This is a genomic window from Vogesella sp. LIG4, from assembly GCF_900090205.1.
Classification (GTDB): domain Bacteria; phylum Pseudomonadota; class Gammaproteobacteria; order Burkholderiales; family Chromobacteriaceae; genus Vogesella.
On sequence record NZ_LT607802.1, the window covers coordinates 3,021,309 to 3,047,249 of the forward strand.

Consider the following 25,941-nt stretch of genomic DNA (forward strand, 5'->3'; position numbering starts at 1 on the left):
TGCCGAAGCGGCACATCACGGCACCATCCAGTCCCCATCGGCGGCCAGGGCAGGGTTGTCCGGCTTGGTGAAGTGGACCATGAAGCCCCCCTTGGACGCGAAGCGTTGCCCTTGCGCCAGAGTCAGGCGCGGGTAGTAGCCGGTAATGAGCCGGTGCTCGATCATGTCTTCTATGCGTTCCACCAGGTAATCCCGCACAAAGGTGCCGGACATATGGCTCAGCGTTTCGGCGAGCAGGCCGCAGGCCAGGAAGGTATCTGCCTGCATCTGTTCGGCAACCACCGGGATATGGCGGATCGAAAACCAGCCGAACGCGTAGTCCACGCGCACGCGCCGGCGTTCGGGCAGGTCAACCGGGTAGGCGATATGCGTGACATCACGCCACCCGGCAGGCAGTGGCGCCTGCTCCAGCCCGCCCAGCAGCCCCGACAGGAACACGCCGGCCGGCGCCGGCGGCGGTTGGGGGCCGAGCGCGGCGATATCCGCCGGGCGTAGCCACAGCACTAGCGCGTCGGCATGACGGCTGTGACGAAGTGCCATGGCAACGCTCTCGCCCGGCCTGAGCGTATAGCCCGAGGTGGCAATGCCGTGCGGCCGCAGGGCGGTGGCGAGTGCTTTGGCGCCCGTTTCGCCGCTGTCGTTGGCGCGGTAGATCTGCAGCACAGATTTAGCCGCTTTCCTGTTTTCCGGCGCCAGCAGGCTCTTGGCGATCAGGCGTGCTTCCAGCAGCACTCCGCCGGAGAAATATATCGAGTAGAAATCGCTTGGGTGGTCAACCGGTGCGTCGACATTCGGGAACAGGCATGGCAAGGCGGCCTGCTCGCAGAAAGCATGCACCGGTGCCCAGTTCTTGCCGCCCAGCCCCGATATCACGGCAAACACCGGCTCCGCCGCCAGGTGCTGCTGCAGCTGTTGCTGCCAGGTCGACTCCGGGCCGTTCAGCTGCCACACGTGCAACTGCCAGTGGCGATTGGCCATGTACATCATCTTGCGCGAGCTGCGCAGCGCCGGCGTGGCCCCGATGGGGAAGGTGTTCTTCTCGGCAAAATAGTGCTCCAGCACATCGAGCATGCCGCGGCGCTTCGTCGGGTCCGCATCGGGGGTGATGATGGTGGCGAAGTGCAGTTCCGTCTCCATTACGCCCGGCGTCTTGCGTTGATCCAGCCCTTTCAGATAGCCGATCAGCGCGGCCATGTCGAAATCGCTCATGGTGAAGCGCGGCATCAGGTAGCTCAGCGGCTGCCCCTGCGAATCCAGGCCCTCGCGGATAGCCCGGGCGACGGTGGCATCGGTATACGCGTCACGGCCGTTGCGTACCCCGTCGACAAAGGGCAGGTCGGGGTCCTCGCCATTCTGGGGGCGGAACAGATAGCGGCCGGTGATGGGCGGGATGGAGCTGAGGCCAACCTTGGCGCCCAGGCCACTGCGTCGGTGGCAGTTGATGCAGGCAGCATCGGCGCCCTGCATGTACAGGCCGCCATCGCGGTGGGCTTCCAGCGCTGCGCCCGTCGCAAGTTGGCCGCGGCGAAATATTGCCTCACCCGCATCGCCTGAGCCGGCGCCGTGGGCCTGGCCCGGCAGGGCGGTCAGCACGATCAGCAGCAGCTGTAGCGTCAGTGCACGCCAGCCGCGGGCCCAGGGGAGGGCGAGGGCGGCGCCGGGTCGTGGGCGGGTCATGGCGGCAGGCTCCCCGGTATGGCGTGGGCAGGCAGCTTGCTGGCGTTGGTGTGCTGCTCGTTCGGGTCCGGCTGGCCATGCTGTGGCATGGCCGGTCTGATGAACAGGGCGTCGTCCAGCGGAGGGTTGAGTGCCACCTGGTCGATTACCAGCCTGTCGTTGCGCGGGCCGGTTGCGGTGCCGGCTTCGATAACGAGAGGGATCTGCAAGCCGTCGAAGGCCTTGTAGTTGCGATAGAACACCGACACCGTGGCTGCCTGGCCGGGAGTGCCGGGGGCTTCCCGGTCGTATCTGAGTTCCAGGAAGCTCGTCGCATCTACCCACAGGTGCCGGCTGGCGCCGGAGCGTAGCCGGATGTGCAGACGGTAGGCTTTGTGCCCCTCCACTTCATCCATGCCTTCCAGCCCGACGGTAATGCCCTTGGCGGCGTGGTCGATGAGCACTCCGTCGATGATCGGCTCCTCTGCGGCAAACTTCAGTTCCTCCCTGGCATACGGCTGCACACTGGGCGCGCTGCCTGGGCCGGCCAGCATCTTCCAGCCGCTGGTGCCATCGAACGCGCGCACCGCCATGTGCCCGGATGCGACCATCTCAAAACGGGTCTTGTTGGGGCGTTTCTGCGTGAGTACGAACTGGGCGGGGGACTGGCCTCCCTCCACATGCCCTTGCATGACCAGAGTCTGGATCTTGCGCCAGGCCTCCAGGCCACCCCGCGCCTCGGCGTTTTTCTCGATGATCTGCGCCGCCGCCAGCTCCGGCTCCGCCACTGCGCCCCGGGCCAATGCCAGCGCCGCAATGCATGTGGCCAGTACCCTCGTAGCTCCCAGTTTCATGGCCATGTACTCAGTCGGTTTGTTTGGCGGTCTGGGTGGGAGGATCGGCCGCCGCCAGCTGCGGTTTGCCAAAGGCGGTATCGTCTATTGGCTGATTCACTGCCACATGCTGGATGATCATCTTGTGACCGGGCTTGAGGCCTTCGACTACGGTTTCCTGTTCATGCGCCATGAGCAGGCCGCTTTCGGTTTTGTAGTCGCGGAAGTAAATGGAAACGGCGCGCATTCTGCCGTCCATCTTGCGCGGCACGCCTTCCATTTTCAGTTCGAGATAGCTCTGCGCATCCACCCAGACGTAGCGCTGGCTACTGTCTTTCATGGTCAGCTTGAGCTTGTAGGCGCTGTGTCCCTCCACTTTGTCCATGCCCTGCAGTTCGACCCGGGTGCCTTTTCTGGCGTAGTCGACCAGGGGGCCGTCCAGCTCGGTCGAACTGGCGGCGGACTTGGCTTCTGCCGTCGTGAACGGCTCCACTTCGTTACGCCCCAGGAAGGGCCGGACTTTCCAGCCCTGCTCGCCGTCGTAGGTCTGCAGCGCTGTCTGGTTCTGGAAGTTCACTTCGAAGCGGCTCTTGTATGGCCGCTTCAGTTTCATCACGAAGGGCAGGCTGACATTCTTCTTGCCGCCCGCATCAATCTGCCCGGACAGGGTCAGGGTGTTGACCGCGCGCCAGGCTTGCAGCCCGCCGCGTGCGGCCACGTTCTTGTCGACGATCTGGGCTGCGCTAAGACTGGCTGCCGTGGCGGCCAGCATGGGCACCCAGCCCAGTATCAGCAAAAAATATCGGGTTTTCATTGCATCCTCTCCGCTTGGTGCGTGACGGTAGACCTGGCCTCACCAGGTCATTCCACCGCCAGCCCATCCATATGAAAGGAACCGATCACCACGTTGACGCGGTCTCCGGTCTTGACCAAATTGCCCTTGTTGGAAAACACCATCCAGTATTCCTTGCCCATTTCCGGCGAGCCGGACTGGCGCAAGGGGCCGATCTTGTCCATCACCGGCACTTGCAGCACGGCGTGGCTTCTCAGGCCCAGCAGGTATGGCGTGACTTTCTTGTCGCCCAGTTCCCTGGCCCTGGCGGGGTCGGTTACGCGGTAGCTGACACGAATCAGGTTGTCGGATGCGGTGCGTTGCACCCTTACGTTGTCGATGCCGCCATAGAGCGAGTAATAGATACGGGCCCGGTTCGGCATGCTCACGGCGTGGTAAGGGGAGTGCCGGTGTGCTGTGGCAGGGGCCTGGGGCGTGGTCTTGGCAGGGGCCGGGCGGGGAGTTTGCGCAGACATTCCGTCCGGGGTTTCCTCCGCCTGGCTGGCTGGCGTGAAAGCGGTACTCATGACAAAACCGCTGGCGAGTACCGCCACAAACAGTTTTGCGCGGGTTGTGGATGTTATGACAGTGAGCATGACTTACTCCTTCTCACCCCATCGCCAGTGCCGGGTGCGGCCGGGAAGACAGCTTGCCGTCTCCCCGGCGCAAGGCCTGGCTGGATGGTGTCGGTCACCGTTGTACCGGTTGCCGTGCTCGGTTCTCCCTTGGTCATGACGGGGGTGGGTCACCCCCGTCATATCTTGTGTTGCCGCGGTGTGTCCGCTGCTATGGGTGGCGCTCAGGCCGGCTTGTGTCTACAGGCCATCCGGAGGATTCACTTGCCCGCCGTTGTGAAACTCGACGGCACCGATGTCCCAGCTCCCGTTCTGTGGCCTGGAGATACCGAAGAAGTCAAAGGTTGGCGCCCCCGACGATGTGCCACTGTTGATCGCCGGCGAACCTGCGGTCAGCGCGTAATTGCCAAGCAGTACGTTGTAGCCGGCACCTCCCGAAGTGACGCTTGCATTCACCAGTGACAGCGGACCGTAAGTCATGTTGATCCACTGGTTGCCTTCATCCGGCACTGCCGACGGCAGCAGGCTGAACAGCGGGTTGGGCAGAACCGTATCTGCAATGCCCGGGGGCACGCTAAAGCCGATACCTCCTCCTTCCGGTGGTACGCGAGCGCCATTGCAGTACTGGCTGACTACACCCGGGCTGGCCGGTTGCAGGTTGTGCGCAGCAGCGCTGTTGTAACCTCCGCTGGTACTGGTCAGGATCGAGTAGCGCGGGTTCAGCGTCAGACCTGAACTGTGGTTGGCCGGGCCCGTGTCGCCGTAGGCGCCGATGTCCCAGTACACCGCACCCTGTGCGCAGTAGCCGGTCGGGTGGCCGGCCTGGTTCAAGGACGGGTTCAGCGATACCACGTTCTGCAAGCCCTGGATGGCCGGATCGAGGCCGCCCACCGTGATGTAGAACGAGCGGTTCTGCCAGAACAGGTTGTTGTTGAACGTCACCGGGTTCGAGAAACATGCGCTCGGCGGATGGTTGCCGGAGCAGTTCACATTGGTCTGTACCGCAGTCAGGTTAGTGGTGTTAAGCGCCGTCTCCAGGCCGGCAGGCTGGTAATTCGAGGTGGTAATCGGCTGGCAGGTTGTTTCCGTGCCGTTGTTGGTGCAGTGCGGCGGCCCGACGTTGGCTTGCGCACCGCCATCAGTGTTGAACAACACACCGGACGAAGCAGTGGCATCGTTGGACACAACCGTGTTGTTGTCGAAGTCGACGTTCACCGCATCCTGCAGCGATACACCGCCTCCGGACCAGCCTGCCACGTTGTTGGCGATGATGTTGTTGGTCACACGGACCTTGTACCAGAGTCCTTTTCGGTTGGTCGGGTCGTTTTGCACGTCGGTGCCGTTGATGCTCTGCAGCCGCAGACCACCACCTTTACCGCTTTCGGCGGTGTTGCCGACGATCAGGTTGGCGTCGATCTTTAGGCCGGGGCCGGCGCCGTCACCAAGTGCCGGTGCGCAATCCTGGTCAGTTGTCACAGAGTTCTCGCAGAACGTTCCGTCCGGGGGTACACCCTGGGCGATGATGCCGCCGCCGTAGGTGGGCAGGGTCGGGTTATTGCTCTGGTTGAACAGCACCCAGTTGTGCGAGATGTCGCCGTTAACGCTGTAGCCGAAGTGGGCCATACCGCCACCGTCGCCGCTGCTCATGTTGCCGCACACCCAGTTGTAGTTGAAGTGGTAGTAGTCGGCACCGGTGCAGAACGTTACCCCGCCCGCGGCAGACGGCGTGGTCGAGTTGATCTCGTCGCCGTAGGACGCGTTCGATGTCACCGCATTGTGATGCACGTAGACATGGGTGTGGTACAGGTACGGATCCAGGGTGACGCCATTCTGGGCGGTCGTCCCGGGGGGTACTTCGACCTGGCCGACGGAGATGCCGCCCGTGAGCGTGCCGGCGTTGCCGAAGATGCGGTTATTGGAAACCTCCATATTGTGGTTGAAGCCGTGCAGGAAGATGCCGCCACCGCCCTGCGAGCTGTTGGTCACGCTGATGCCGTCGATACGTGCCGGGTTGCAGAAGAAATCGCTTGGGTAGTCCGTGCAATCCCGGGCGTTGATCTGGGCAGTCAGCAGGCTGCAAGTGCCGGGTTCTACACCACCCGTCATCGCTTCCGTGCCGACACAGAGCAGGTCAGGCTGCAGTACGCCGCGTACACGTACGTCGCGAACGCCCTTGCCCAGCACGGTGATGCCTGCGCCTTCATACGCCCCCATCAAGGTTGGTTCCATCAGCATTTCACCAATATTGCCGTTGAGGGTCGGGTCCCAGCCGACGGTTGGCTCTTGCGGGATGGCATCCACCTTGCGCTGCATGTTGGCCGCACAGGTATAGGTGCCGCTCGGGTCATACGGGTTGTTGGCACTGATTACCCCGCCGTTGAGCGATACGCCAAACAGACAGGCGATCTGACGGCGCCACGGGTCCATCTTGCCGGACGGGTGGGTGTTGGCGTTGATGGTTACCGAAGCTGCACCGACACCTTGCAGGCGCACCGGTTTCCACATGATCAGCATTTCATCGTAGGTTCCCGGCCCAACCAGGATCAGGTCGCCCGGCGTGGCATTGTCGATCGCGGCTTGCAGGGCATTACCCGTGCCATTCTCGCCGTTGACGTGAGTTGGCGCTTTGCCGCCCACGGTCACGGTGACAGTGTCGATCGATTTCTTGCCGTTACCGGCGGTGATCACCAGTTCGCCGCACTGTGCTGCATAGGTCTGGTTCCCGGCACCGGTTCGTTGCAGCGGCGGATGCCGGGTCGCATCGTTCGGATCAACTCCGCACGATGGGATGCCCTGTGGCACCGTTACCGTGATCGACGTGTCGGTCCAGCCGGTAATGGTGGCCGTGGCGCCGCCGATGGTCACGCTCGAAACTGCCGTGCAGGCGCCGCCGAGTCCGGTGCAGCGGCTACCAAAGCCGTAGTGGCGCGTGATGGACTTCTGGTTGAACGGTGCATTGCCCGCGGCCGGGCCGGTGTAGGCATTATTGGGTACCGTTTGATCTCCCAGGGCGGTAATGGTCAGGGTGTGACCCGCGGCACTGACATAGGGGCCGACTCCGTCGCCATTGACCTGCTTGATGGCCGGCGTGGTATCCGGGTACGCGCAGTCGGGCGGGTTATAGGCCGAGGCAAAGGCCTGTACCGGTACTACCGGCGTATCCATGTACTGGGTCTGCCCGGGCATGAACGGAATCTCGTAGCAGAACTGGCTGTAGGCCGGGTTGAACGAGGGGTCCGTGATCATGGTGTTGAAGGTCGGGTTTGCTACGCCATTGATGGTGGCTCGGGTATCCAGTATCGGGCCGGGGTCGTTCATGCAGGCCACCATCATGGTTGGTGCATAGCCGGTCGGGTTGGGTGGGTTCACCTCCCAGGTCGAGTAGTTCAAGCCGTTGAAAATGCCCCACTGGTCGGCGTAAGTGCGCTCGACTTCCGTGCCGGCAAAGTCCTTGATCGAGATCGGCAGGTTAGGTGGCGCAAATTTCTCACCGAACTGCGGCGAGTACGGGTCGAATTCCGACGAGAAGTCGTCCAGCATGAAGCCGGTGAAGTGGGCTGTGACGTGGGTCGAGCTGAATAGCCAGAACTTCGCCAGTACCGTCATCTGGTTGTCGAGCTGTACTTCCTTGCGGTCGCATAGGTGGCGCGAGGCGCCTGCGAACGGGGAAACCTCCTGCGAGCCCGGGAACAGGCTGATGTAGTCCGGCACGATGCGCAGTTCGCCTACGCAGGGCCAGAAGGTTTCGACGGAACCGGTATCGCCTTCGTTACGCGGGAAGGCAACGGAGCCGAGGGCCTGGGTCGGGTTTTGCGGGTTGGTGGCGTTATAAGTGGCATTCATCGCAGCCTGGTCGGGCAGGATGAAGATGGTGGCCAAGCCGCCAAACTGCTGTGTTACCGGGGCGATGTAGTTGTCGCCGATCAGGATGTTCTTGTCTTCCTCTTTCACCAGTTCATAGCCCGGGGGCACGATGACTTCGACCACGTACTTGCCGGCAGGCAGCATCGGGGTACCGTCAGCCGGGTTCGCCACACAGACTGTGCAGTTCGATCCCGGACGTGTTCCGGCTACGCCATTGGTGGCGCCGGCGCCGACCGGGGCACCGCTCACCGGGTCGCGGTTGATGATGCTCGGGAAGTTGTACATCCCGTCGTAAGGCGCAGGCTGCAACTGGTTGAACGCGTGCATGCCGTCATAGCACTTGAACTGGCTATTGTTGGGCAGCGGCGTGCCGGCGTTGAGCCATTGCCGACTGTTGTTCAAGGTATAGAAAAATGCATCCTTGGCGCCGTTTTCCTGGCCCGGGCAGTTCATATTGGGCATGCCGTTGCTACGGAAGCCCTGGGCCCAGTCGTCCCAGCTGCTGGTCAGGGTATGGTCGACCATGGTCAGGGTAGTGGAGCCATCTGCTGCGGTGCCCTCCTGATACAGATTGATGGTGACGCCCGGAACGTTCGGGGTCCAGCTGGTGTGGATCAACAGCGACGGGTCGTCGAACGGACGGGTCGAAGCGTAGATCACCTCACCCCTGATCCCGCCATTCTCGCTCGGGGCAAACGGGGCCTTGCCGAACTCGATGAAGGAGTTCTGGCCGGAGAAGCCCTGCCAGCCCAGCGTGGTAACCCACGGTGGGTTGATGCTGCCGCTCGAAGGGTTGGCCGCACTGCTGGCCGGGCCATTCGCGATGGAGAAACCGGCGCAGTCCGCATTGTCGCAATACACCGCACCAGGGAAGCGCAGGGCGCCAGGCAGGTGGGCAGTCGACGATTCGAGCGTATTGGCAAAGTTCGACGCGATGTTCGAATTCCCGGAACCTGCCTGGCCGGTGCCATCCACCGGGCCGCCGGAGTCATACACCACGTGTACGCCAGTCTGTTTGTAGCGGGTGGTATCGGCTTCCACCACGTACCAGCTGAACAGCGGGAACACTTCGTTGAAGCCGGCAAAGCCGTTCAGGTCGGTGTTGTTGAAGTTGGAGTAGCTGCCGTCGCGGAAGCGGATGTTGGTTGGCACCAGCGTCAGCCCCGGGTCGTCGTCATGCGAAACACCGTCGCCATGCAGGTCGAAGAAGGTTCGCGTGTACAGGTTGGTGTGCCATTGCAGCACCGGAATGTCGCCGAGGTTCTTCGTCTGGCCGGCGGTCAGCTGTGTTGCCGTTGCCAGGCCATCGACGATCTGGTCGTTCCATTGGTCGAACACCGTCAGGCGGGTGGTGCCAGCGGGCAGGCCGCTCATGCTGAAGGTACCGTCGGGGTTGCACTTGGTGAACGCGATATCCTGGCCATCAGTATCGCCGGCGCTCACATAGCATTGTGTGAATGCCAGGGAGTCGCGCGAACCACTGCCGTACAGGTTTTCGTTTGGCGGCCGGCTGTAGTGCAGGTTGGTGATTCTGCCTGACACGCCACTGGTGCATACGGCTCCGGCCAGGTCACACAGCCCGGTATGGCCTGCATTGGTCCTGCGGTTATTGATGATTTGCGGGTTGGCAAAGCCAATGGAGACGTGATAACCCGCTGGCCCGAACTCCTGGAAGTACGCCGGGCCACCTACCTTGATGAAGGCATCGTGGGCTTTTTGCCCGTCCAGGGTATTGGTTTGCAGCCACTGCTCGCCCTTGGCGATGCGATCCGCCGCCGGCGTGGCAACCACGCCGTAGCGGCCTGGCATCAGGTTGGCAATGATGGCCTGGCCGACCAGCGGCGACAGGGTCTTGCCATCCGATTCATATTTCGGGCAGGTCGGGATCATGCCGACCAGCCCATCTTGCGAGGTCTTGGAAATCGGGCAGGCGTTCAGCCCGGTGCTGGGGTCGATCATGCCTTGCAAGGCATTGGACAGCGGCATGTTGAACATGTCGTAGGTCATCTGCCCGGTGGCATCGCCGGTACCGCCGGCATCGTCGAACAGCTTGATCTCGAACCCGCCGAGTCCCGGCTCCAGGCCGGTCCCGAAGGTACCCGGGGCTTCATGGCCGACGTCGACTTCGCCATTGAGCGGCGCGTCGTCTTCGAACACCAGTACCGAGACTTTAGCCGTCTGGAACGGAGTCTGTTGCAGGACTACGCTGACAGCGGTCTGCCCGTTGACAAGCGGTGCGCCACCCATGCCGTGGCCGCACTGGGCACTGGCTCCGCCAGGCGTCCAGGCTGCGTTGCTGGTTGAATAAGTGCCGCAATCCTGGGCAATGCTGAACTGCCTTTGCGGCCCGTTGGGGTTGTTAGGGTCCACCGGCACCGGCGCGCCTGCGCCGGCGGTAAACGGGTTGCCGGCATCACCCGGCAGGATGGAGATGTAGTAACGCTTGGTCGGGTCGAGAGCCACCTGGCCGGGGTTGACCGGGGTCTGCTGCGCAGCGGTGGTGCGGCATACGCCGTTACCGATGTCACATACTGCCGGCACGTGTGCATTGGTGGCCGGGTCGAACACCGTCTGGCCTGCTTCGCAGGCAACCGTGCCTACACACCCAGCTGCCACTACCGGCATATAGCTGGTGTGGAAGTTGGTGCCAAGGCTGGGTACCGGCAGCGGCGGGCAGCTTGCCGGCCGCCCGACGCCGTTGAGCTGGCAGGCAGGGTCGATCTGGAAGGTGCGATCTTCTTCGATGATCCAGCGGTAGTCGCCGATCGGCTGGCCGGTCGGCCCGTCTTTTACCGTGACGGCCAGGCCGCTACCACCCTTGAAGGTGACGGTGACGAGTGCCGGGGCCGAACTGGTGCTCTGCGAGTTGATGGCGGTGTAGTGGAAGGTGACCGTGGCCATGCCGGCGCCTGTAGGCGGGGTGGTCGGCATGGCGGTAAACGAACCATCCCGGTTCAGGGTGACGGTTCCGCCTACCACGCCGGTCGCTGTGCCGGCTGTCAGGGCATGCCCGGCCGGGTCGGTGGCGTAGGCCAGTACACCAGGTGCGCCGATCTGCAGCTGCGAGGCGATGTTGCTGGTGAAGTTGGCGTTATTCGCCGTGGGCGCGCCACCCAGGGTGCAACCGGCTGCATGCACGCTGGCATCGCATTCCTGAATCGTGGCGGTATGCGTCACCGTGCCGTTCACCAGGAAGGTGAAGCTGCCGCCGCAAGCGCCGGCCGAAGGCGGGGTATAGGTAAAGGTGCCGTTGGACTGAAATGCCAAGGCCGTGGCGCCGCCAGCCAGGCTGACGGTACCCAGTACCGCACCGTTGGCGCCGGTGGCATTGGCCAGCACACCCTTGCTCGGATCCTGCACCATCAGGGTCATGCCGGAGGCGCAGTAGTAGGTTTTATCCTGGGCGGTGACCGCGGCATTGGCGATAGGCAGGGTGCCGCCGTTAATGCTGATATACCCCTGCATGCCGCCATCGCGCTGGTTGTTGGTGGACAGGCTGAGTTCGCGGTCGAACACCGGCAGCGTTGCTGCCGCGGCCGGGGCGCTCATCATCACGTCAAAGGTCTTGCCCGCCGCCAGGAATACCTGGCTTTGCACCCTGGCATTGCCGGGTTTGACGTTGCCGTCTTCGGCAATGAGCGAGACACCGGAAACCGCAGGGGTGCCGGTTTGCGCACCGATGATGGACGGTACGTGCATGCGCAGCCCGGCGTTTACGAAGCGCACGAGTACCTGGCCGGTGCTTGCGGGCGCGGCGATGGCAAATTGCGATTTGCTCGGGTTGGCCCGGTCAAAGGAAACGCCGTTGATCAGGTAGTAGCGCGGGTCGTAGTTGACTGCGGGCGGATAGCAGGTGCCGTAATTCGCGGAGCTTGCGTTGCCGCACTGGCCCGGCTGGCCGGACCAGACTGCCGTTTCGCTGAAGCCGGTGGTGTGAACGGCCTTGTCGACGGCGGCGTTCTGCACCGGGTCGATTTCACTGAGCAGCAGCGGCACGCTGGCATCGTAGCCGATGCCGGGGTAGGCCTGCGCCAGGGTGGCGCCAGCGGCGGGCGTGCGTACTACCAGCATGCCGTACAGACCCATGGGGCCCTGGATGGCTGGGTGCGTACCGGACTCGATCAGATAGGTGCCCGGCTTGAGATTGTTCCAGGTCAGGGGCACGGTCTGCCCGGTGGCAACTTCAGTGCCGAACGACTGGACACGAGCGCCCTGCGCCGGCGGGGTGAATGTTGCCGTCCCGGTGCCGGCTATCGGCCAGGTGGTCGAGGTCTGCGTCGGGTGTGCGGGGCTGGGCGTTCTGGTTGGGGACGCGCCAAGGCCGCCGCCCAACTGGCCGACGATCACCAGCGAGGTGGGTATACCCGTTGCTCCTCCCGGGGGCACCGGCAGGCTGTTGGTCAGGTTGATCGTCAGCGGGCCCGGTGCAACGGTAATCACTACCGGCGACCAGCCAGCGCCTGCATTGGGGTTGCTTGCTGCGCATGTTGCGCCAACCGGTGCACCGGTGCAGCGATAGCCCCACATGGGCACGGTCTGCCCGTCCGGGAGTGTGGCGGTGGTCGGGACAGCGCTCAGATTGATGCTGGCCGCCACGGTCGCTCCACTGACTAAGAGAATGGCGGCTGCGAGCCCGGCCCTGACGAAGTCGGACAGCGTCGCCGTGAAGGTATTGGATCTCATCGCGAGTCTCCCTAGCCGCTAGTTGGCTTCGTTGATAACGAAGCTTTGTGGATCGACCAGCATCATCATCATCATGCCGCCCGGGAATATGTTGTTCGTGGTGATCTCGCGCTCATTGTGCGAGTGCCACATGAAGGCGAAGCCTGCTTCGGATGTCGGCGGGTTCGCGATGGTGCCGGATGGCGGTGTTGAGCCGGTGGCACCTACCGCGCGGATGGTGGCATCCGGGCCGAGGTAGGGGCTGCCGCCGTACCAGGCACCATTGGTGAAGATGTTGGCGTCCGGCAGGGTGACCGGGCCGCCGCTGGCGACAGTGCCGAACGGATGGCTTTCCAGCGCCTTGTTGTGATCAGCGCACCACTCGTAGTAGTTGGGCGCCATCGGGTCGGCCGTGTAGTAGCCGTTGGCATCGGGAATGCATACCACCGGCTTGCCGTTGTAGGCGGCGTATTTCGGGTCGGAGGGGTCAAGGTTGTAGACGCTGCCGGGGCCGGTGGCGGCATGGCCGTACACGTCCCAGTTCAGCCCCCGGCCGGTCCAGTAGAAGATGCCGTCCATCGTCTCGCCTGGGGTGGTGGTGGTGGTGAACAGCAGCGGCCCGGCCAGCGTTTTCATCGGGTCTGCCGAGGCGGTCTGGCTGAGAATCAGGTTGCCGTCGCGCGCCAGGATGCGCACGTGGTTGCCGTGTTCGTGGAAGGGGTGCTGCCAGCGGCCGGTGCCGATGATGCGCAACAACACCAGCTCACCCGGGTGCATGTGCGGGTTGCCGTTGTACGGCTGATGCGGATATTGCATGGCATAGTTCGGGTCCATGTCGTCCGGCATGGAGCGGCCGTTGATCATGAAATAGGCCGGGTGGTAAAGCTCGGTCAGGATGTCCATGCAGCCGGTGGCTTGCGTGCATGCCATGCCGGCCTGCTGTTCCGCTTGCTGGTGAATCGCCGGGTCGATCTCGGAAAACTGGAACAGGTACTCGCGGTCGTAGCAGGTGGCGCCGTGGTTGTACGCTGCCGCAGCATTGCGAAAATCGACTTGCCCGTCCGGCAGCGTGGCACCGATGGCACGGCAGCCGGCAGGCACGGTGGTGGGCAACACGATGATCGCGCCGTACAGCCCCATTTCGACTTGCAGGTCGCCCTGTGTGCCGCTGTAGTAACTGTGGGTGCCGGCATTGGTGGCCATGAAGGTGTAGGTCACCGAACCGCCGTTAGGGGCCTCCTGGGTCAGCAGGCCTGGCGTGCCGCCGGATGTGGTGACCTGGAAGCCGGGAAACAGGATCGAGGTATTGCCGGCGGCGGCGGGCAGGTTGTTGGTAAGGGTTACCGTTACGGTGTCACCCTGGTGGACGATCAGCGTCGGACCGGGAATCTGCATGGTCGGGCAGCTCACGTTTACGGCCAGGGCCACGCCAGCGGTAGCCGGGCTGGACTGGATGGCCGCCGGTGAAAAACCCGCCGGCGCCGTGTGGCAGCCGTAGCCCCAGGAGTAAATGCTCGCGCCATCCGGCTGGCTGATGCGCTCCGCCGCTGCGACCAGGTCGAAGTGCGGGGTCGAGTTGCCCCCGGTGATGCCCGGCGCGGCGGCTTGTGCCGTCATGCAGATCAGCAAGGCCAGGGCAGCCGCTGCGAGCCGCCCTAGCTTCGCAATCCACGTGTGATTAATGAAGTGGCTCACGACTGTTCTCCTAGGTGCAGGACTTGGAGGCGGGGTCCACCGCATTGCAGATGTGGACCTCGGTCATCAGGCCGCCAAAGTTCTCGGCATCATTCGAGAGATGGTCGAGATTCGGCGTGTACAGGTAATAGGTGTCGCCAACATGGAAGGTGCTGGTGTCGCTGGCATCCAGGATCACATCCATCGACTCACCGCCCCCCATCGTGATCGAGTTGGAGTAGTAGGTCGTGTCGTTGCCGGACAAGTCGCGCAGCAGGCGTGCGTTGACGCCGATCACGTGCATCGGGATGCCGAGCGAGGCCAGTGTCTGGTACTCGCTGACATCCAGATCCGAGATCCGGAGCAGTGCCTTGCCGCCAACCGGGATGTTGATGATGGTCGGCAGTGGCTGCGAGGCATGCATGGTGCCGTCTGCGGAGGGTGTCTGCAGCGGGCCTTGTGTCACCGTGTCGGGGTAGCTGCGACCGTTCAGCAGGAAGTACTTGTCCTTCATGTCGGTGAACGGTTCCGGGTTGAAGGTCATGCCGATGAAGTGGAAGTTCGGGTCGAAGCCGTGGATCTGGATCGGGTATTCGACGTCGTAGGCGGTGGAACCGTCGCCATCGTTGTAGGTGTACAGGGTGGGGGTGCCGCTCTTGTTATTGATGTGCAGCGTGCCGTTGGCCGGGGGCAGCGGGCTGGAGCACAGGATGTCGTCGCCGCACTTGGTGCGCAGGTCGGTCTGCTGTGCCTGCAAGCCGGCATACAGCGTGCCGCTGCTGACCCGGTTCTGGCGTGGCCGCACGAAAATCTGGCCCACCATGCCCATCTGCAGGTGTTCCGGCGGGGTGATGTGGCAGTGCCAGAAGTAGGTGCCCGCATCCGGGGCCAGGTAGTAGTAGGTGAAGCTGCCACCGATATTGATGGCAACCGAGGCATCCGGCACGCCGTCATAGAACGATGAGGCATTCGGGTAGCCGTGGAAGTGCACGGTATGCTGCTCGAACAGGTCGGGGCGCATGATCATGCCGACGTTGGTCAGCGTGAGGAAGAACTCATCGTCTTCGTCGATGGCCATGGTTGGCGCCGGGATACTGCCGTTCATCACGCCTACATCCATGATCTGGCGCGCGTCGACGTGGGTGGTCAGCTGGTTGGGCGGTACCGATTCCGGGTCGGGGGTCAGGCCCACCGCGCCGTTGTAGGTGGTGGTCGGTACCGGGTCACCCACGCTGAGCGTCACAAGGCTGGAATCCTGGTTGAACACCGCCGCCGGCTGGGTGCCGGGCACGCCATGGACGATATCGCCCAGGCCAGACAGCGGGCCGAACGAGAACATATAGGTCTGCGTGCCATCCCCCATGGTGGCGTAGCCATCGCCGCCGGAGATTTGCTGGCACTTGATCGAACCGCCTGCCGGGTTGGGGTTGCCGGCTGCGGGCGGCGTCGGGTGTGCGCTGGTTGTGGTGGGGCACTGCACCTGGAACGAGGTCGCGAACACAGGCAGTGCGCAGAAAAGCAGCAGCAAGATCGCCATGCTGCTGCGATGGGTTCGAGGACTAAACATATTACTTCCCTCCTGCGCGCGGCCATCGTGGCCCGTACGGGACAACATGTTCCATGCCAGCGGCGAGTCGGACTCGCTGCGGCCGTTCCTCTTTCGTCAATGCTGACTGCGCCAAAGACCATGGCGATTGCAAGGCGTGCGAACGCCGATCCCATCATGTTCAACGTGGAAAAAGACTGCGAAGGCAGTGCTGAGTAAGCACGCAATTACGTCGTTTTACTTATTCGCTTTCGTATTAGCAGAGGGGGGGGGGGGGGCGGCATGGGGCAACCTCCTACTGATGAGGTAGTGCCCTCCCCATGCATGACGGTAGGGACGTCAGATTGCAGGGGGCGATAAGGTTGGCCGCAAGGGCCGGGCGGTATGGCGGGTGGGCGGTGGGGGGCAGCGGGTAGCGCAGGCTGGCAGGCGCAGGCGGGCGCCCACGCCGGAAGGAAAACGGCCCCCTCCATGACAGAGGGGGCCGTGCAGAGGTCATCAACCGAATTTTTCGGTTCTTACCGGCCAACCCAGGGCCTGGGCGCTGCGCTTCACATCTTCCATCAGCGCACCCGGCCCACAGGTAAAGGTCGAGAGATGCGGGCTGTGCTGGGCGATGCGGCTCAGCAGTTCATCCCAGTTCGGGCGGCCACGCTGCACCTTGATCGTTTCACCGTCGTGGCGCTTGAGGCTGGGCAGCGGGGCATCGTGCCCATCCTGCCCGTCCAGGTAGAGGTGCCAGTGCAGCGAGACATGGCGCCGTCTCGCCAGCGCATTGGCCAGCGGCATGATCCAGTGCAGCAGCTGGGGGTGCCGTACCACCCAGACAAAGTGCACGATGCGCTCGCGCTCGCTTTCGATGAAGCCGCGCACCAGGCTCAGGAACGGGGTAACCCCGATGCCGCCACATGCCAGCAGGCAGTTGGTGCTCAGAATCCCTTGCGCAGCCGGGCTGGCAAAGGGGCCGCGTACATCGACGGCCAGCTTGGTCACACCAAAGTCCGCCAGCTTGGCCAGCTCGGTGCTCCAGTCGCCGACGGCATTGATCTTGATGACCCATTGCCCGCCGGTCTCGCCGGAGTCCGCCAGCGAGAACGCATGCCAGGAGTCATCCAGTGTCGGGATGCGCAGCTGTACATAGTGGCCGGGCTTGGTCTCGATGCTGCTAGGCAGGGTGAGGCTGACGATGCCGGGGGCATCCAGGTGCACCCGGGCATAGAGGCCACGTTGCAGCAGGCTGCGGCGCAGCAGCCATAGCTCGATCAGCAGCACCGGAACGGGCAGCAGCAGCCAGCCCCAGAACGGTGGTTGCACATGCAGCAGCAGCAGCAGGCCGGCGATGTAGCCGAACAGGTGCCGACGCTGGAAGCTGTCATAGGCGCGTTTGCGGCGGGCGGCACGGGAGGTCCAGCCGAGCAGCAGGAAGATCGAGCCTAGCAGCAGGCCGCTGATATTGATGCAGGAGGTCGAGCTCCACAGCCGGCTCAGCAGGGCCACCAGCCCCTGGGTGCCGTGTGCCGGCTGCCCCAGCAGCGCGTCGAGGAATGGCTTGGACAGCGTGGCATCGAACACCAGCCAGCCAATGCCGTGAACCAGCGACATGGTAATGGCTATCCAGCCAAACAGGCGGTGGCTGCTGCGGAAGCTTTCCAGCGGCAGCCAGCGGCCGATACGAGTGGTTTCGAGCAGGTTGAGCAGGCTGCGCATGACGGGCAGCCACATCAGGGCAAGCAGCGGCAGCATGCCCCAGCCCGCGGCATGGGCGGTGCGCAGGGCGAGGTTGATGGGGCCGGACGATTCAAACATGAACCCGTCTCGGGCCTTGAGGCCGCACAGGACGGCCAAACCAAAAACCCAGGGTAGGCCCAGCAGGAGCGCCGAGCTTATCCGTAGGTTACGGATTTTGGAAGTGAAGAGCATCTTCTGGATCCCTCTAGTGACGGGTGCAATTTGTGGCACCCGTATAGCGATTCGTAAGACCTTTCTGATGAAAGAGGCGGGGCGACTGTAAATGAAAAGTTCCACCTATTGCAAGAAAAAATCCTTTAAAATCATAGACATATCATTCTTCATTTTTAAAAGTGATGGCATATTACGGCGCAAATCCATGCCGTCTGCGTGGCTTGCCGACGTTTGAATAATCAGAAAGGGCCACTTTATGACCTTGTGAAGTGATGCCCGGAAGGCGGGGAGCTACGGCTATGGGGCGGAGAGTCAGGCGGCTATTGGCGCTACCCGTAGCGGGTGCGAAATCTCAGGAATTGACCCGGAAAACGGGTAGTGAAATGTGGTCGTTACTGTTTGGCATGCTTTGACGGCTGTTTGTCGCCGCTGAGCCCGGCTGCGCCGTGGGCGGCACGGAGGGCGCCAAGGCGGGGGCCAGGCGTTGCAACTCTCTCGGTAGATAGAAAAAGTGCCAGCCATCGTAAGTTTGCACATTGGCAAAATCGGCATAGCGCCAGGGGAAGTTGGCGCGCTTGATCGTTGCTGCGGTCGAGCTGCTGTACACGCCGTAGAAGCGGTCGCCCAGGCGGAGAAACTGCCAGTCATTCTTGCCGGTGATCGGGTCCGGGTAGGCGCGCCGCAGATGGTGCATGGGCAGGGGGAAGCGCTTGTCCTCCAGCAGGTCGTCTACCGTGCCCGGGAGGCTGCGGCCAACCTGGTAGTAGTGCTGGATCGCCTGCCGGTACTGGTTGCCCACGAACAGCAGCTCTTCTTCCTGCAGCCGCTGCCGCTGGAAGGCCCAGACATCCAGCGCCCCCATGAGCGCTACCGACATCAGTGCCAGCGCAATCAGCAGTGCCAGCATCACCATGCCGCACTGGCGCTGCACTGCGGTGGGCGGGGGGCTCATGGTGTGCCCGCTGCGGGCTCCGGCGCGGCGGCCTGCGGGCTGCTGGCGGGCGCCACGTCGTAAACGCCTGGTTTGCTGTCATCCGGCGAGGCAATGGCAAGCCACTTGCTCTCACCGGTCACCGGGTCCTGCGGCACGCTGCGCAGGTAGTGTTTGGCCACCAGCGTGTCCAGGGTTTCCGGGTACGCGCCGTTGTCGCCGTAGTATTTGTCGATGGCATCGCGCATTACCGCCAGATTCTGCTGCTGCACCTGTACCTTGCCGCGGTCGATGCTGTGCATGTAGCGCGGCAGCGCGATGGTCAGCAGCAGGCCGATGATCGCCATCACCACCATCAGTTCGATCAGGGTGAAGCCAGCGGGTCTGCGTTTGCGGGCGGGTTTCATGGGCGCCTCACCATTGCTTGTAAGGGATGCCATTGATGCCGACAAAATCAGACTTCGACGACACATCGAAGACATCCTTGGCATCCTGTGTTTCCGACGACGTGTCGCCAGTGTCCACCGGGTCGCCGTAGGCGCGCTTGTTCCAGGTGTCTTCGGGCGGCGTGCCCGGGTCGCCGGCAAAGAACGGGTCGCGCGGCACCCGGCGCAGGAACATCATCAGCTTGCCGTCGGGGTCCTTGGCATTCTTCACCCCGTCGGCCAGCACCGTCAGCGTGGGCGGGTAGCCGGACTCGCCAACCTCCTTCTCGATAAAGCCGTTGTCGCTGGCATCCTTATATGCATCCAGTGCCGTGCGAATTTCGCGCAGCGCCTGGCTCAGCTGCTGCTCCTTCTGACGCTGCACCATCAGCTCGGAAAACGGCAGCACCGTCAGCGCCACGATGCCGACGAGCGCCAGGGTCATCACCAGCTCGATCAGCGTGAAGCCAAGGCGCTGGAGTCGGTGCCGGTGGCGGGCGGGAGCGGAGCAGGGCGGAAAGATCATGGCTGGCTAACCCCCGATCGGGTGGAGCGGGTTGTCGCTCGGAATATCGCTGGGCATCGTCGGCATGCCGGCGGGCGGCATGCCGGACGGGGTGGCGGGCGCTGCAGCGGGCTCGGGTGCCGGTGCGGGAGCCGGGTTGGGCGCCTGGGCCGGCGAGACAGCGGCATCCGGCGGGCCATTGGTCGCGGCTGCTGCATCGGCTGCCGCTGGCGCTGCCGGGGCTACGGGGGTGGGCGGTGGCAGCGGTGTGGTCGAGAAGCGCCCGCCATACGGTACCGGTGGCGGTGTCGTGCGCGGAGCCGGCGCCGGCTGACCAAACGCGCCAGTGGGCGGCACCGCATTGGCAGTATTGCCCGGTACGTTGTCACGCTTGAGTGCGGCGCCGCTGGTGCCGCCTCCTACATTGCCGGGCTGGCTTGCCGTGACGCTGCTGCCGTCGGTATCCAGCTGCAGTTGTTCCGTGCGGATATTGCTGTCGGTGCCGGACCAGAGTTCTTGCATGTCCGCATCCGCGGACAGCTGCGGCCGGACGATGTGCGGTGTGATCTGCAGCACTATCTCCGTCTTGCCGTGGTCGCCGTTGTGATCCGAGAACAGGTGGCCAAGAATCGGCAGCTGGCCCAGGCCCGGCACCTTGTCTGCGGTGGTGCGGTCTTCATCCGAGATCAGCCCGCCAAGAACCTGGGTTTCGCCATCCTTGAGGCGCAGGCTGGTCGACGCACTGCGCGTGCCGATCTGGTACGCCAGCGAGCTGAGCCCCGTCTGCGTGTCGTTGCTGGAGATGGTCTTGGTGATGTTGCTGACTTCAAGGTTGAGCTTGATCCCCACATCGTTATCCCGGTAGATCTGTGGCTCGACCTCCAGCTTGATGCCGACATCCAGGTACTGGATGGTCTGGGCAAACGAGGGGCCGCTGGTGCTGGGGGTGCTCGAATTGGAGATGACCGGCACCTTGTCACCGATCAGGATCTTCGCCTTTTCCTTGTTGCGCGCGCGGATGCGCGGGCTGGCCAGCAGGTTGGCATCGGTATCGGTGAGCTTGAAGTTGGCGCCCAGTGACAGGCCGCTTGCGTTAAGGTCGCCGATCCTGAGCTTGCGCAAGGCACCCATGGTGCTGGCAGAGCTGGGGGTGGACAGGGAGAATGAACTCGGCCAGCTGATGCCAAGATCGGTCAGCCGGTCGTGCGATACCTCCAGCACCTGTACTTCCAGCATGACTTCAGGGTCCGGCAGGTCCTGGGCGGTAATCATCTGCTCGGCCACCCGGATCGCGTCCGGCGTATCCCGGATGGTGACCGTGTTGGCGTGCTCGTCCACGACCACTTCCTTGGTCTTGAGCAGGCTCTTCAGCAGCGACTGGATCTGCTTGGCATCGATATTGGTCAGCTGGAAGGTGCGTACCTTCAGTTCCTGGTATTCCTGCCGCTTGGTCGGGCTGTCCGGGTAGACGAACAGGCTGTTGGCGTTCAGCACTTTCTTGCCCAGCTGGTTCTGCATCAGGATCAGGTCGACCACATCCTGCAGCGGGGCATTGGTGACGAAGATGGTGGTCTTCAGATCGGTGCGGACATCACGGTCGAGGATCACGTTCAGGCCCGAGGTGCGTGACAGCGCTTCGAACACCATGCGCAGGTTGGCATCACGGAACTGCAGCGAAACCGGCTTGCTCATGATGGAAGAGGTGGAAACCTTGTCTTCCTTCTCCGCCCGTTGCAGGCGCCGTTTTTCCTCGATGTCCCCCAGCATCTGCAGGGCCAGCTCGCTGGTCGGGTTGATCGTCAGTACTTCATGCACGCGCTCGGCGGCCCGTGCGTACGAGCCGCGCTTCATCATGCGATCTGCCTCCTGCAGCATTACCAGGCTGCGGCGGTCCAGCTGAATCGCGGCGGCAATCCTGCGCGCGCGTTCGCTGGACGGGTCGAAGGCGAGGGCGGACTGGACCTGTCTTTCGGCTTCGTCGAGCTTCTGCGCCTGGCGCAGCTGTTCGGCCTGGTCGAGCAGCAGATTCACCTGCAGGTTGCGCTCGCGCAGGTAGTCGAGCTGTGCCATGGCATTGGTGGGTTGCTGCTTGCTGGCATCCCGCAGCGATTTCAGATCCTGGTGGCTGGCGCAGCCGGCCAATGTCTGCAGGACGAGAAACACAAGCAGCGTGTGCAGCGGGTGACCGCTTAAGCCTCGGCGCAAGGCGCATCCGGCGTGCGAGCCGATTCCCCCCCGCGGGCAGGCTGGGGGTGGCGGGCGGTCCATGTCACTCAGTGGGCGACCGAAAGATAAGATGTCCATTTACTTGCCCTCACTCTGGGTGGACAGGACCTGCTTCTGATTGAGTGGCAGATAGGTCAACTCCACATTGCTCGCCGCGATCGAGTCGACGCGGTATTGCTCGTCGATCAGGTCGCCGGAGGCGACGACCAGCAAGCGGTCGCCATTGCTCAGAAATACGTGCGGTTTTCCGCTCTGGGTATCGAATGCGCCCACGAATGCAAACGGCAACGGTGGTGCGGTGGGCGGCGGTGGCTGCACGACCGGTGCGGGTGGCGGCGGTGGCGGCGGTGGCAGCCAGGAAAGCACCGTAAACGGGTCATGGGCCGAGTCGGGTGACATGCGCGGGCGCAGCGATGCCAGCTTGTCGTGTGCTGCCGGTACCGCGTCGGGCGAGCCCTGGGCCGCCGCTGGCGCAGGCTGTGGCACTGCTGCAGGCACAAGCGGTGTCGGTGCTGTTGCTGGTTTGGCGGTGCTGTCGGTCTGGTCGGCCGGGGCCATCGGCATGCTGATGCCGGACGGTATCGCCATATAGCCCAGTGCCGCGACCAGGATGCCGGCCAGGGTGATCAGTGCACGCTTGCTCAGAAGGGGTTTCATGATCATGTTGCCCGATAGATCAGGTCGAAGCGCACGCGCGCGTCGAGTTCGCTACCCTCGACGCCGGGGCGTTCAACGTGGATTTCCTGCAGGGCGGCGTTCGGCATATTGTTGAGCACCGCAGCGAGAAAGCGCCGGATCGACCCGTACTGATCCTTTATGGGCAGCACCACTTGATAGCGGGTGAAGTGCGCACTCGGCTCGGTCGTGAGCTGGTACTGGGCGGCGCCGAGCGTGAGCTTGTTGGCGCGGGCGTGCATCAGGATCTGGGCCATGTCCGCACCGTTTTGCGAGAAGGGCGGAAACAGCTCGGGCAGCCTGACCAGTACTTCGCTGGGAGCTGTGGCGGGGGGGATGGCGGGGTTGCGGTAGTGGGCTTTACGCGCCTGCTCGATGCGCGCGGCGTCGCGCAGGTGGCGGGTGTGGCGCTCCACGCCGGGAATCGTGTTCCACGCCACGGCGGCGACGACCAGCAGCAGCAGCCCCAACAGCCCGGGTAGCCCCAGCAGGCGCTGCAGCTCGAAGCGCACGGTCAGTGCCAGGTCCAGAATGCGTGCCATCTTCATGGCGATCTCCAGGCGGCGGCGATCTGGAACCGTACCGGCGTGCCGGGTACCTTGTCCTCGATCCGGTATTCGCTCAGCGCCACCCTGTACAGCAGCTTGCTGCCCTGCAGGTATTTCAGGTACGCGATCATGGTATCGACGTCCTTGGTCTCGGCGGTAATGTGCACCAGGCTTTGACTCGGTACCTGGTCGATGCCGATCAGCGCCACGTCATGGCTTGGGTAATCTTCGACGGCGGCCAGCAGGCCCTGCCACGGCACGGCGAGTTCACGCAGGACAGCCCGGCTCTGCTTCTCCTCCTGTTTCACCACCGCGGTCGGCACGGCCTTGACCGGGGCTCTCTTGATGGTGGGGTGGTGCCGGGCGGCCATCAGCGCTGCACTGGCCTGTTCCTGTTCGCGGTAGGCATGCCAGATATCGGCGGCTCCCAGCAGCAACAAGACGACGGCGATGCACAGCAGGCCCAGGCCGGTGGTGGTGAACACTTTCTGCCGCCGGCCAAAGTCGATGGAAAGATGGGGCATCATCTTGCGTACTCCATCAGGCGCGGCGCGGTGGAGCCGTTTTCCTGCGCCGGCATCGGCAGCGGCATCGGCAACACGCAGGCAAAGCGCGACTCGAACGGTTCCGGGTCGATGCTGGCACCGTACAGATACACGGTGCAGTCTTCGCGCCGGGTTGTTGCCGAGCGCTCGAACAGCTGCTCGGTGAGTGCGGCCAACCTCCAGGCATCGTCGGTGTCGCCGGGAAACAGGCGCAGCGAGTCATACGCAACCCAGTTGTCGTGCTCGACCATCACTGCCTGCAATAGCGGGGCGGTGACGAACACCAGCATCGCCGGGGTGCCGTCTACCGCGTGCCGGGTGCGATTGAGCATCTCGGGCAGGCATAGCCGCAGGCTCTTGACCGCGACGTTGGCCGACGCGCTCACCTCCAGAATGCCTTCATGCAGCCAGCTGGACATCGCGCTGGTGAACAGGGTTCGCCCGCCAGGCTGGATCTCGAAGCGGATCTCCAGCGACTGCCCCTCCAGGTCGAAGGTATCGTTGAAGTAGGCCTTCACGATTTCCTCGACTTCGCGGGCTGGCAGCGTGCGAAAGTCGCCGCTCAGGATGGCGTGGTTCGCCCAGAAGTCATCCAGCACGACATAGGCGGCTTGTTTGTGCCGCGCGTGTTCCCGCTCCTCGGCATCGGCCCACAGCGCTTCGCGCAAGGCATTGAGAGCGCCCTGCTCGGTAAAGTGCTCATCTTCGGACATGTAGACCTGGGAGGTGGGGGTGATGGGCGCTGGCCGGTACCAGGTTGGCAGCCAGCCCGGGTACTCGCCGAGGGCAAGATCGCTGGCGCCGAGTCCGATTACCAGTGGTTTATTCGATGACTGTGACACGATTAATCTCCTCGAGAGTTGTTACGCCGCGCGCAACCAGCCCGACGGCTGCCGTGCGTAACGACTGCATGCCGTAGTGCATCGCCGAGTTCTTGATCTGCATGAGCGGGGCGCGTTCCGACAGCAGCTGGCGCAACTCGTCGTTGATGCGCAGGGCCTCGGCAATGGCGCGCCGGCCACGGTAGCCGCTGCCGCGGCACGAGGCGCAGCCGGTGCCGCGGTGAAAATGGAAGCTGCCTGCCTGGTCGGGGTCGATGCCCGAGCGCAGCAGGGTGTCGGCATCCACTGCTTCTTCGATGGCGCAGTCCGGGCAGCACTGCCGCACCAGGCGCTGCGCCACGATGCCGTTCAGGGCGGAGACGAAGCTGTAGGAATCGACGCCCATATTGGTGAAGCGGCCGATGACGTCGAACACATTGTTGGCATGCACGGTGGTGAACACCTGGTGGCCGGTAAGGGCCGCCTGCACGGCGATTTGCGCGGTTTCCGAATCGCGGATTTCGCCGACCATGATCTTGTCCGGGTCGTGCCGCAGAATGGAGCGCAGCCCGCGTGCAAAGGTGAGGCCCTTGGCTTCGTTCACCGGAATCTGCAGGATGTCGCCCAGCTGGTATTCCACCGGGTCTTCGATGGTCACGATCTTGTCGAGGCCGTCGTTGATCTCGGTGAGGATGGCGTACAGCGTGGTGGTCTTGCCGCTGCCGGTAGGCCCGGTGACCAGCAGCATGCCGTAGGGCATGGCAGCGAGTGAGCGCATGAAACGGGTGTGCGCTTCTTCGAAGCCCAGTGCCTCCAGCGTCAGCCCGCCGTCGGTTTGCGACAACTGATAGCGGTCGAGAATGCGCAGCACGGCGTCTTCGCCGAACTGGTTGGGCATGATCGACACCCGGAAATCAATGTCGCGCCCTGCGTAGTTCGCCTTGAAGCGCCCATCCTGCGGTACGCGGCGCTCGGCGATGTCCAGCTCGGAAATCACCTTGACGCGCGAGATTACCTGGTCGGCAAAATCGCGCCCCTCGGCGCGGGCCACCACCGTCAGCACGCCATCCACCCGGCACTTGATCAGCAGGCCGTGGGCGCGGCTTTCGAGGTGGATGTCGCTCGCCATCATTTTCAGCGCGTCGTAGATGGTGGAATTGAGCAGGCGCACCACCGGGCTGTCGTCGCTGCTGATGCCCTGCAGGGTCAGCGCCAGCGCAGACGGGGCGCTCGCATGCTGGGTACGGCTGTCGAGTGCCAGCGTATCCATGGCGCGCACGTCTTTTTCCCGCACCGTCAGGTAGGCGTTGATGTCGCCGATATTGGCCAGCGCCCAGCTGTAGGGGATGGTTGGCTGCGAGCGCATGCGCTGGTCCACGATGCCGCGGGTGCGGGTATCCAGCGGGTCGGCAATCACGAACAGCAGGCCGTTACCCTGGCGGAAGCACACGCACAGCCGGGCTGCGGCCTCCACGAACGGGAAGAAGTCGAAATCCGGCTCCAGCTGGTTCAGCTCGCGCAGGCTGATCGGCTTCATGCGGAACTGTTCGGCCAGCAGGGCCAGCATCTCGCCGGCATCAAGCACCTCCTGCGCCATGAGTTCTTCCAGCGCCCGGGTGCCCGAGCCGTAGCGTTCTGCAAGGGAGCGCAGCGCATCGCGAAACTGGATGCGGTGGGGAGGCGTCAGCGTAGCATTGGGTTCCATCTTGTTCTCCTCTCGT

17 protein-coding genes are annotated in these 25,941 nt (G+C 63.5%); all 17 read right to left on the bottom strand.

The window, feature by feature from the left end; translation table 11 throughout:
- Positions 1-15 precede the first annotated feature (15 nt).
- Positions 16-1,677 carry a hypothetical protein gene (locus PSELUDRAFT_RS14200; protein WP_197693872.1) on the bottom strand — a complete coding sequence of 554 codons (1,662 nt, stop codon included), beginning with the start codon at positions 1,675-1,677 and terminating at the stop codon, positions 16-18.
- Positions 1,674-2,510: a hypothetical protein gene (locus PSELUDRAFT_RS14205; protein WP_162291264.1), complete on the bottom strand. Its 837-nt coding sequence runs from the start codon at positions 2,508-2,510 to the stop codon at positions 1,674-1,676. The genes PSELUDRAFT_RS14200 and PSELUDRAFT_RS14205 overlap by 4 nt, the downstream gene beginning before the upstream one ends.
- A gap of 10 nt (positions 2,511-2,520) precedes the next feature.
- Complete coding sequence (locus PSELUDRAFT_RS14210; protein ID WP_088967454.1) at positions 2,521-3,303, bottom strand: outer membrane lipoprotein-sorting protein; 783 nt, start codon at positions 3,301-3,303, stop codon at positions 2,521-2,523.
- 47 nt (positions 3,304-3,350) lie between these two features.
- A complete protein-coding gene (locus PSELUDRAFT_RS14215; protein ID WP_197693873.1) occupies positions 3,351-3,917 on the bottom strand; it encodes a hypothetical protein in 567 nt (188 codons plus the stop codon).
- Positions 3,918-4,136: 219 nt separating this feature from the next.
- Entirely contained in the window at positions 4,137-12,443 is an 8,307-nt protein-coding gene (locus PSELUDRAFT_RS14220; protein ID WP_088967455.1) for a choice-of-anchor Q domain-containing protein, read from the bottom strand.
- Positions 12,444-12,461: 18 nt separating this feature from the next.
- Positions 12,462-14,039 carry a multicopper oxidase family protein gene (locus PSELUDRAFT_RS14225; RefSeq protein ID WP_197693874.1) on the bottom strand — a complete coding sequence of 526 codons (1,578 nt, stop codon included), beginning with the start codon at positions 14,037-14,039 and terminating at the stop codon, positions 12,462-12,464.
- Positions 14,040-14,127: 88 nt separating this feature from the next.
- Positions 14,128-15,663 (bottom strand): multicopper oxidase family protein, encoded by a 1,536-nt coding sequence (locus tag PSELUDRAFT_RS14230; RefSeq protein ID WP_088967457.1) that lies wholly within the window; start codon positions 15,661-15,663, stop codon positions 14,128-14,130.
- Between the two features lie 477 nt (positions 15,664-16,140).
- Complete coding sequence (locus PSELUDRAFT_RS14235) at positions 16,141-17,448, bottom strand: ferric reductase-like transmembrane domain-containing protein (protein ID WP_162291265.1); 1,308 nt, start codon at positions 17,446-17,448, stop codon at positions 16,141-16,143.
- Between the two features lie 448 nt (positions 17,449-17,896).
- Entirely contained in the window at positions 17,897-18,451 is a 555-nt protein-coding gene (locus PSELUDRAFT_RS14240; RefSeq protein WP_197693875.1) for a type II secretion system protein, read from the bottom strand.
- A 41-nt stretch (positions 18,452-18,492) separates the two neighbouring features.
- On the bottom strand, positions 18,493-18,882 hold the full coding sequence (locus tag PSELUDRAFT_RS14245) for a type IV pilin protein (RefSeq protein WP_088967459.1): 390 nt from the start codon (positions 18,880-18,882) through the stop codon (positions 18,493-18,495).
- A 7-nt stretch (positions 18,883-18,889) separates the two neighbouring features.
- Entirely contained in the window at positions 18,890-19,426 is a 537-nt protein-coding gene (locus PSELUDRAFT_RS14250; protein ID WP_088967460.1) for a type II secretion system protein, read from the bottom strand.
- A 6-nt stretch (positions 19,427-19,432) separates the two neighbouring features.
- A complete protein-coding gene (locus PSELUDRAFT_RS14255) occupies positions 19,433-21,568 on the bottom strand; it encodes a type IV pilus secretin PilQ (RefSeq protein ID WP_197693876.1) in 2,136 nt (711 codons plus the stop codon).
- A gap of 141 nt (positions 21,569-21,709) precedes the next feature.
- Positions 21,710-22,288 carry a hypothetical protein gene (locus tag PSELUDRAFT_RS14260; protein ID WP_088968514.1) on the bottom strand — a complete coding sequence of 193 codons (579 nt, stop codon included), beginning with the start codon at positions 22,286-22,288 and terminating at the stop codon, positions 21,710-21,712.
- Positions 22,289-22,290: 2 nt separating this feature from the next.
- Positions 22,291-22,854 carry a hypothetical protein gene (locus PSELUDRAFT_RS14265; RefSeq protein ID WP_088967462.1) on the bottom strand — a complete coding sequence of 188 codons (564 nt, stop codon included), beginning with the start codon at positions 22,852-22,854 and terminating at the stop codon, positions 22,291-22,293.
- A complete protein-coding gene (locus PSELUDRAFT_RS14270) occupies positions 22,851-23,381 on the bottom strand; it encodes a hypothetical protein (RefSeq protein WP_088967463.1) in 531 nt (176 codons plus the stop codon). The genes PSELUDRAFT_RS14265 and PSELUDRAFT_RS14270 overlap by 4 nt, the downstream gene beginning before the upstream one ends.
- Positions 23,378-24,241 (bottom strand): hypothetical protein, encoded by an 864-nt coding sequence (locus tag PSELUDRAFT_RS14275; protein ID WP_157725135.1) that lies wholly within the window; start codon positions 24,239-24,241, stop codon positions 23,378-23,380. Before PSELUDRAFT_RS14275 ends, PSELUDRAFT_RS14270 begins: the two co-directional genes overlap by 4 nt.
- Positions 24,222-25,925, bottom strand: coding sequence for a GspE/PulE family protein (locus tag PSELUDRAFT_RS14280; RefSeq protein WP_088967465.1), 1,704 nt, complete (start codon positions 25,923-25,925; stop codon positions 24,222-24,224). The genes PSELUDRAFT_RS14275 and PSELUDRAFT_RS14280 overlap by 20 nt, the downstream gene beginning before the upstream one ends.
- Positions 25,926-25,941 lie beyond the last annotated feature (16 nt).

Coding starts and splice junctions, on each gene's coding strand:
- PSELUDRAFT_RS14200 (WP_197693872.1), bottom strand. CDS start 1,677: ATGACCCGCCCACGACCCGGCGCCGCCCTCGCCCTCCCCTGGGCCCGC.
- PSELUDRAFT_RS14205 (WP_162291264.1), bottom strand. CDS start 2,510: ATGAAACTGGGAGCTACGAGGGTACTGGCCACATGCATTGCGGCGCTG.
- PSELUDRAFT_RS14210 (WP_088967454.1), bottom strand. CDS start 3,303: ATGAAAACCCGATATTTTTTGCTGATACTGGGCTGGGTGCCCATGCTG.
- PSELUDRAFT_RS14215 (WP_197693873.1), bottom strand. CDS start 3,917: ATGCTCACTGTCATAACATCCACAACCCGCGCAAAACTGTTTGTGGCG.
- PSELUDRAFT_RS14220 (WP_088967455.1), bottom strand. CDS start 12,443: ATGAGATCCAATACCTTCACGGCGACGCTGTCCGACTTCGTCAGGGCC.
- PSELUDRAFT_RS14225 (WP_197693874.1), bottom strand. CDS start 14,039: ATGACGGCACAAGCCGCCGCGCCGGGCATCACCGGGGGCAACTCGACC.
- PSELUDRAFT_RS14230 (WP_088967457.1), bottom strand. CDS start 15,663: ATGTTTAGTCCTCGAACCCATCGCAGCAGCATGGCGATCTTGCTGCTG.
- PSELUDRAFT_RS14235 (WP_162291265.1), bottom strand. CDS start 17,448: ATGTTTGAATCGTCCGGCCCCATCAACCTCGCCCTGCGCACCGCCCAT.
- PSELUDRAFT_RS14240 (WP_197693875.1), bottom strand. CDS start 18,451: ATGCTGGCACTGCTGATTGCGCTGGCACTGATGTCGGTAGCGCTCATG.
- PSELUDRAFT_RS14245 (WP_088967459.1), bottom strand. CDS start 18,882: ATGAAACCCGCCCGCAAACGCAGACCCGCTGGCTTCACCCTGATCGAA.
- PSELUDRAFT_RS14250 (WP_088967460.1), bottom strand. CDS start 19,426: ATGATCTTTCCGCCCTGCTCCGCTCCCGCCCGCCACCGGCACCGACTC.
- PSELUDRAFT_RS14260 (WP_088968514.1), bottom strand. CDS start 22,288: ATGAAACCCCTTCTGAGCAAGCGTGCACTGATCACCCTGGCCGGCATC.
- PSELUDRAFT_RS14265 (WP_088967462.1), bottom strand. CDS start 22,854: ATGAAGATGGCACGCATTCTGGACCTGGCACTGACCGTGCGCTTCGAG.
- PSELUDRAFT_RS14270 (WP_088967463.1), bottom strand. CDS start 23,381: ATGATGCCCCATCTTTCCATCGACTTTGGCCGGCGGCAGAAAGTGTTC.
- PSELUDRAFT_RS14280 (WP_088967465.1), bottom strand. CDS start 25,925: ATGGAACCCAATGCTACGCTGACGCCTCCCCACCGCATCCAGTTTCGC.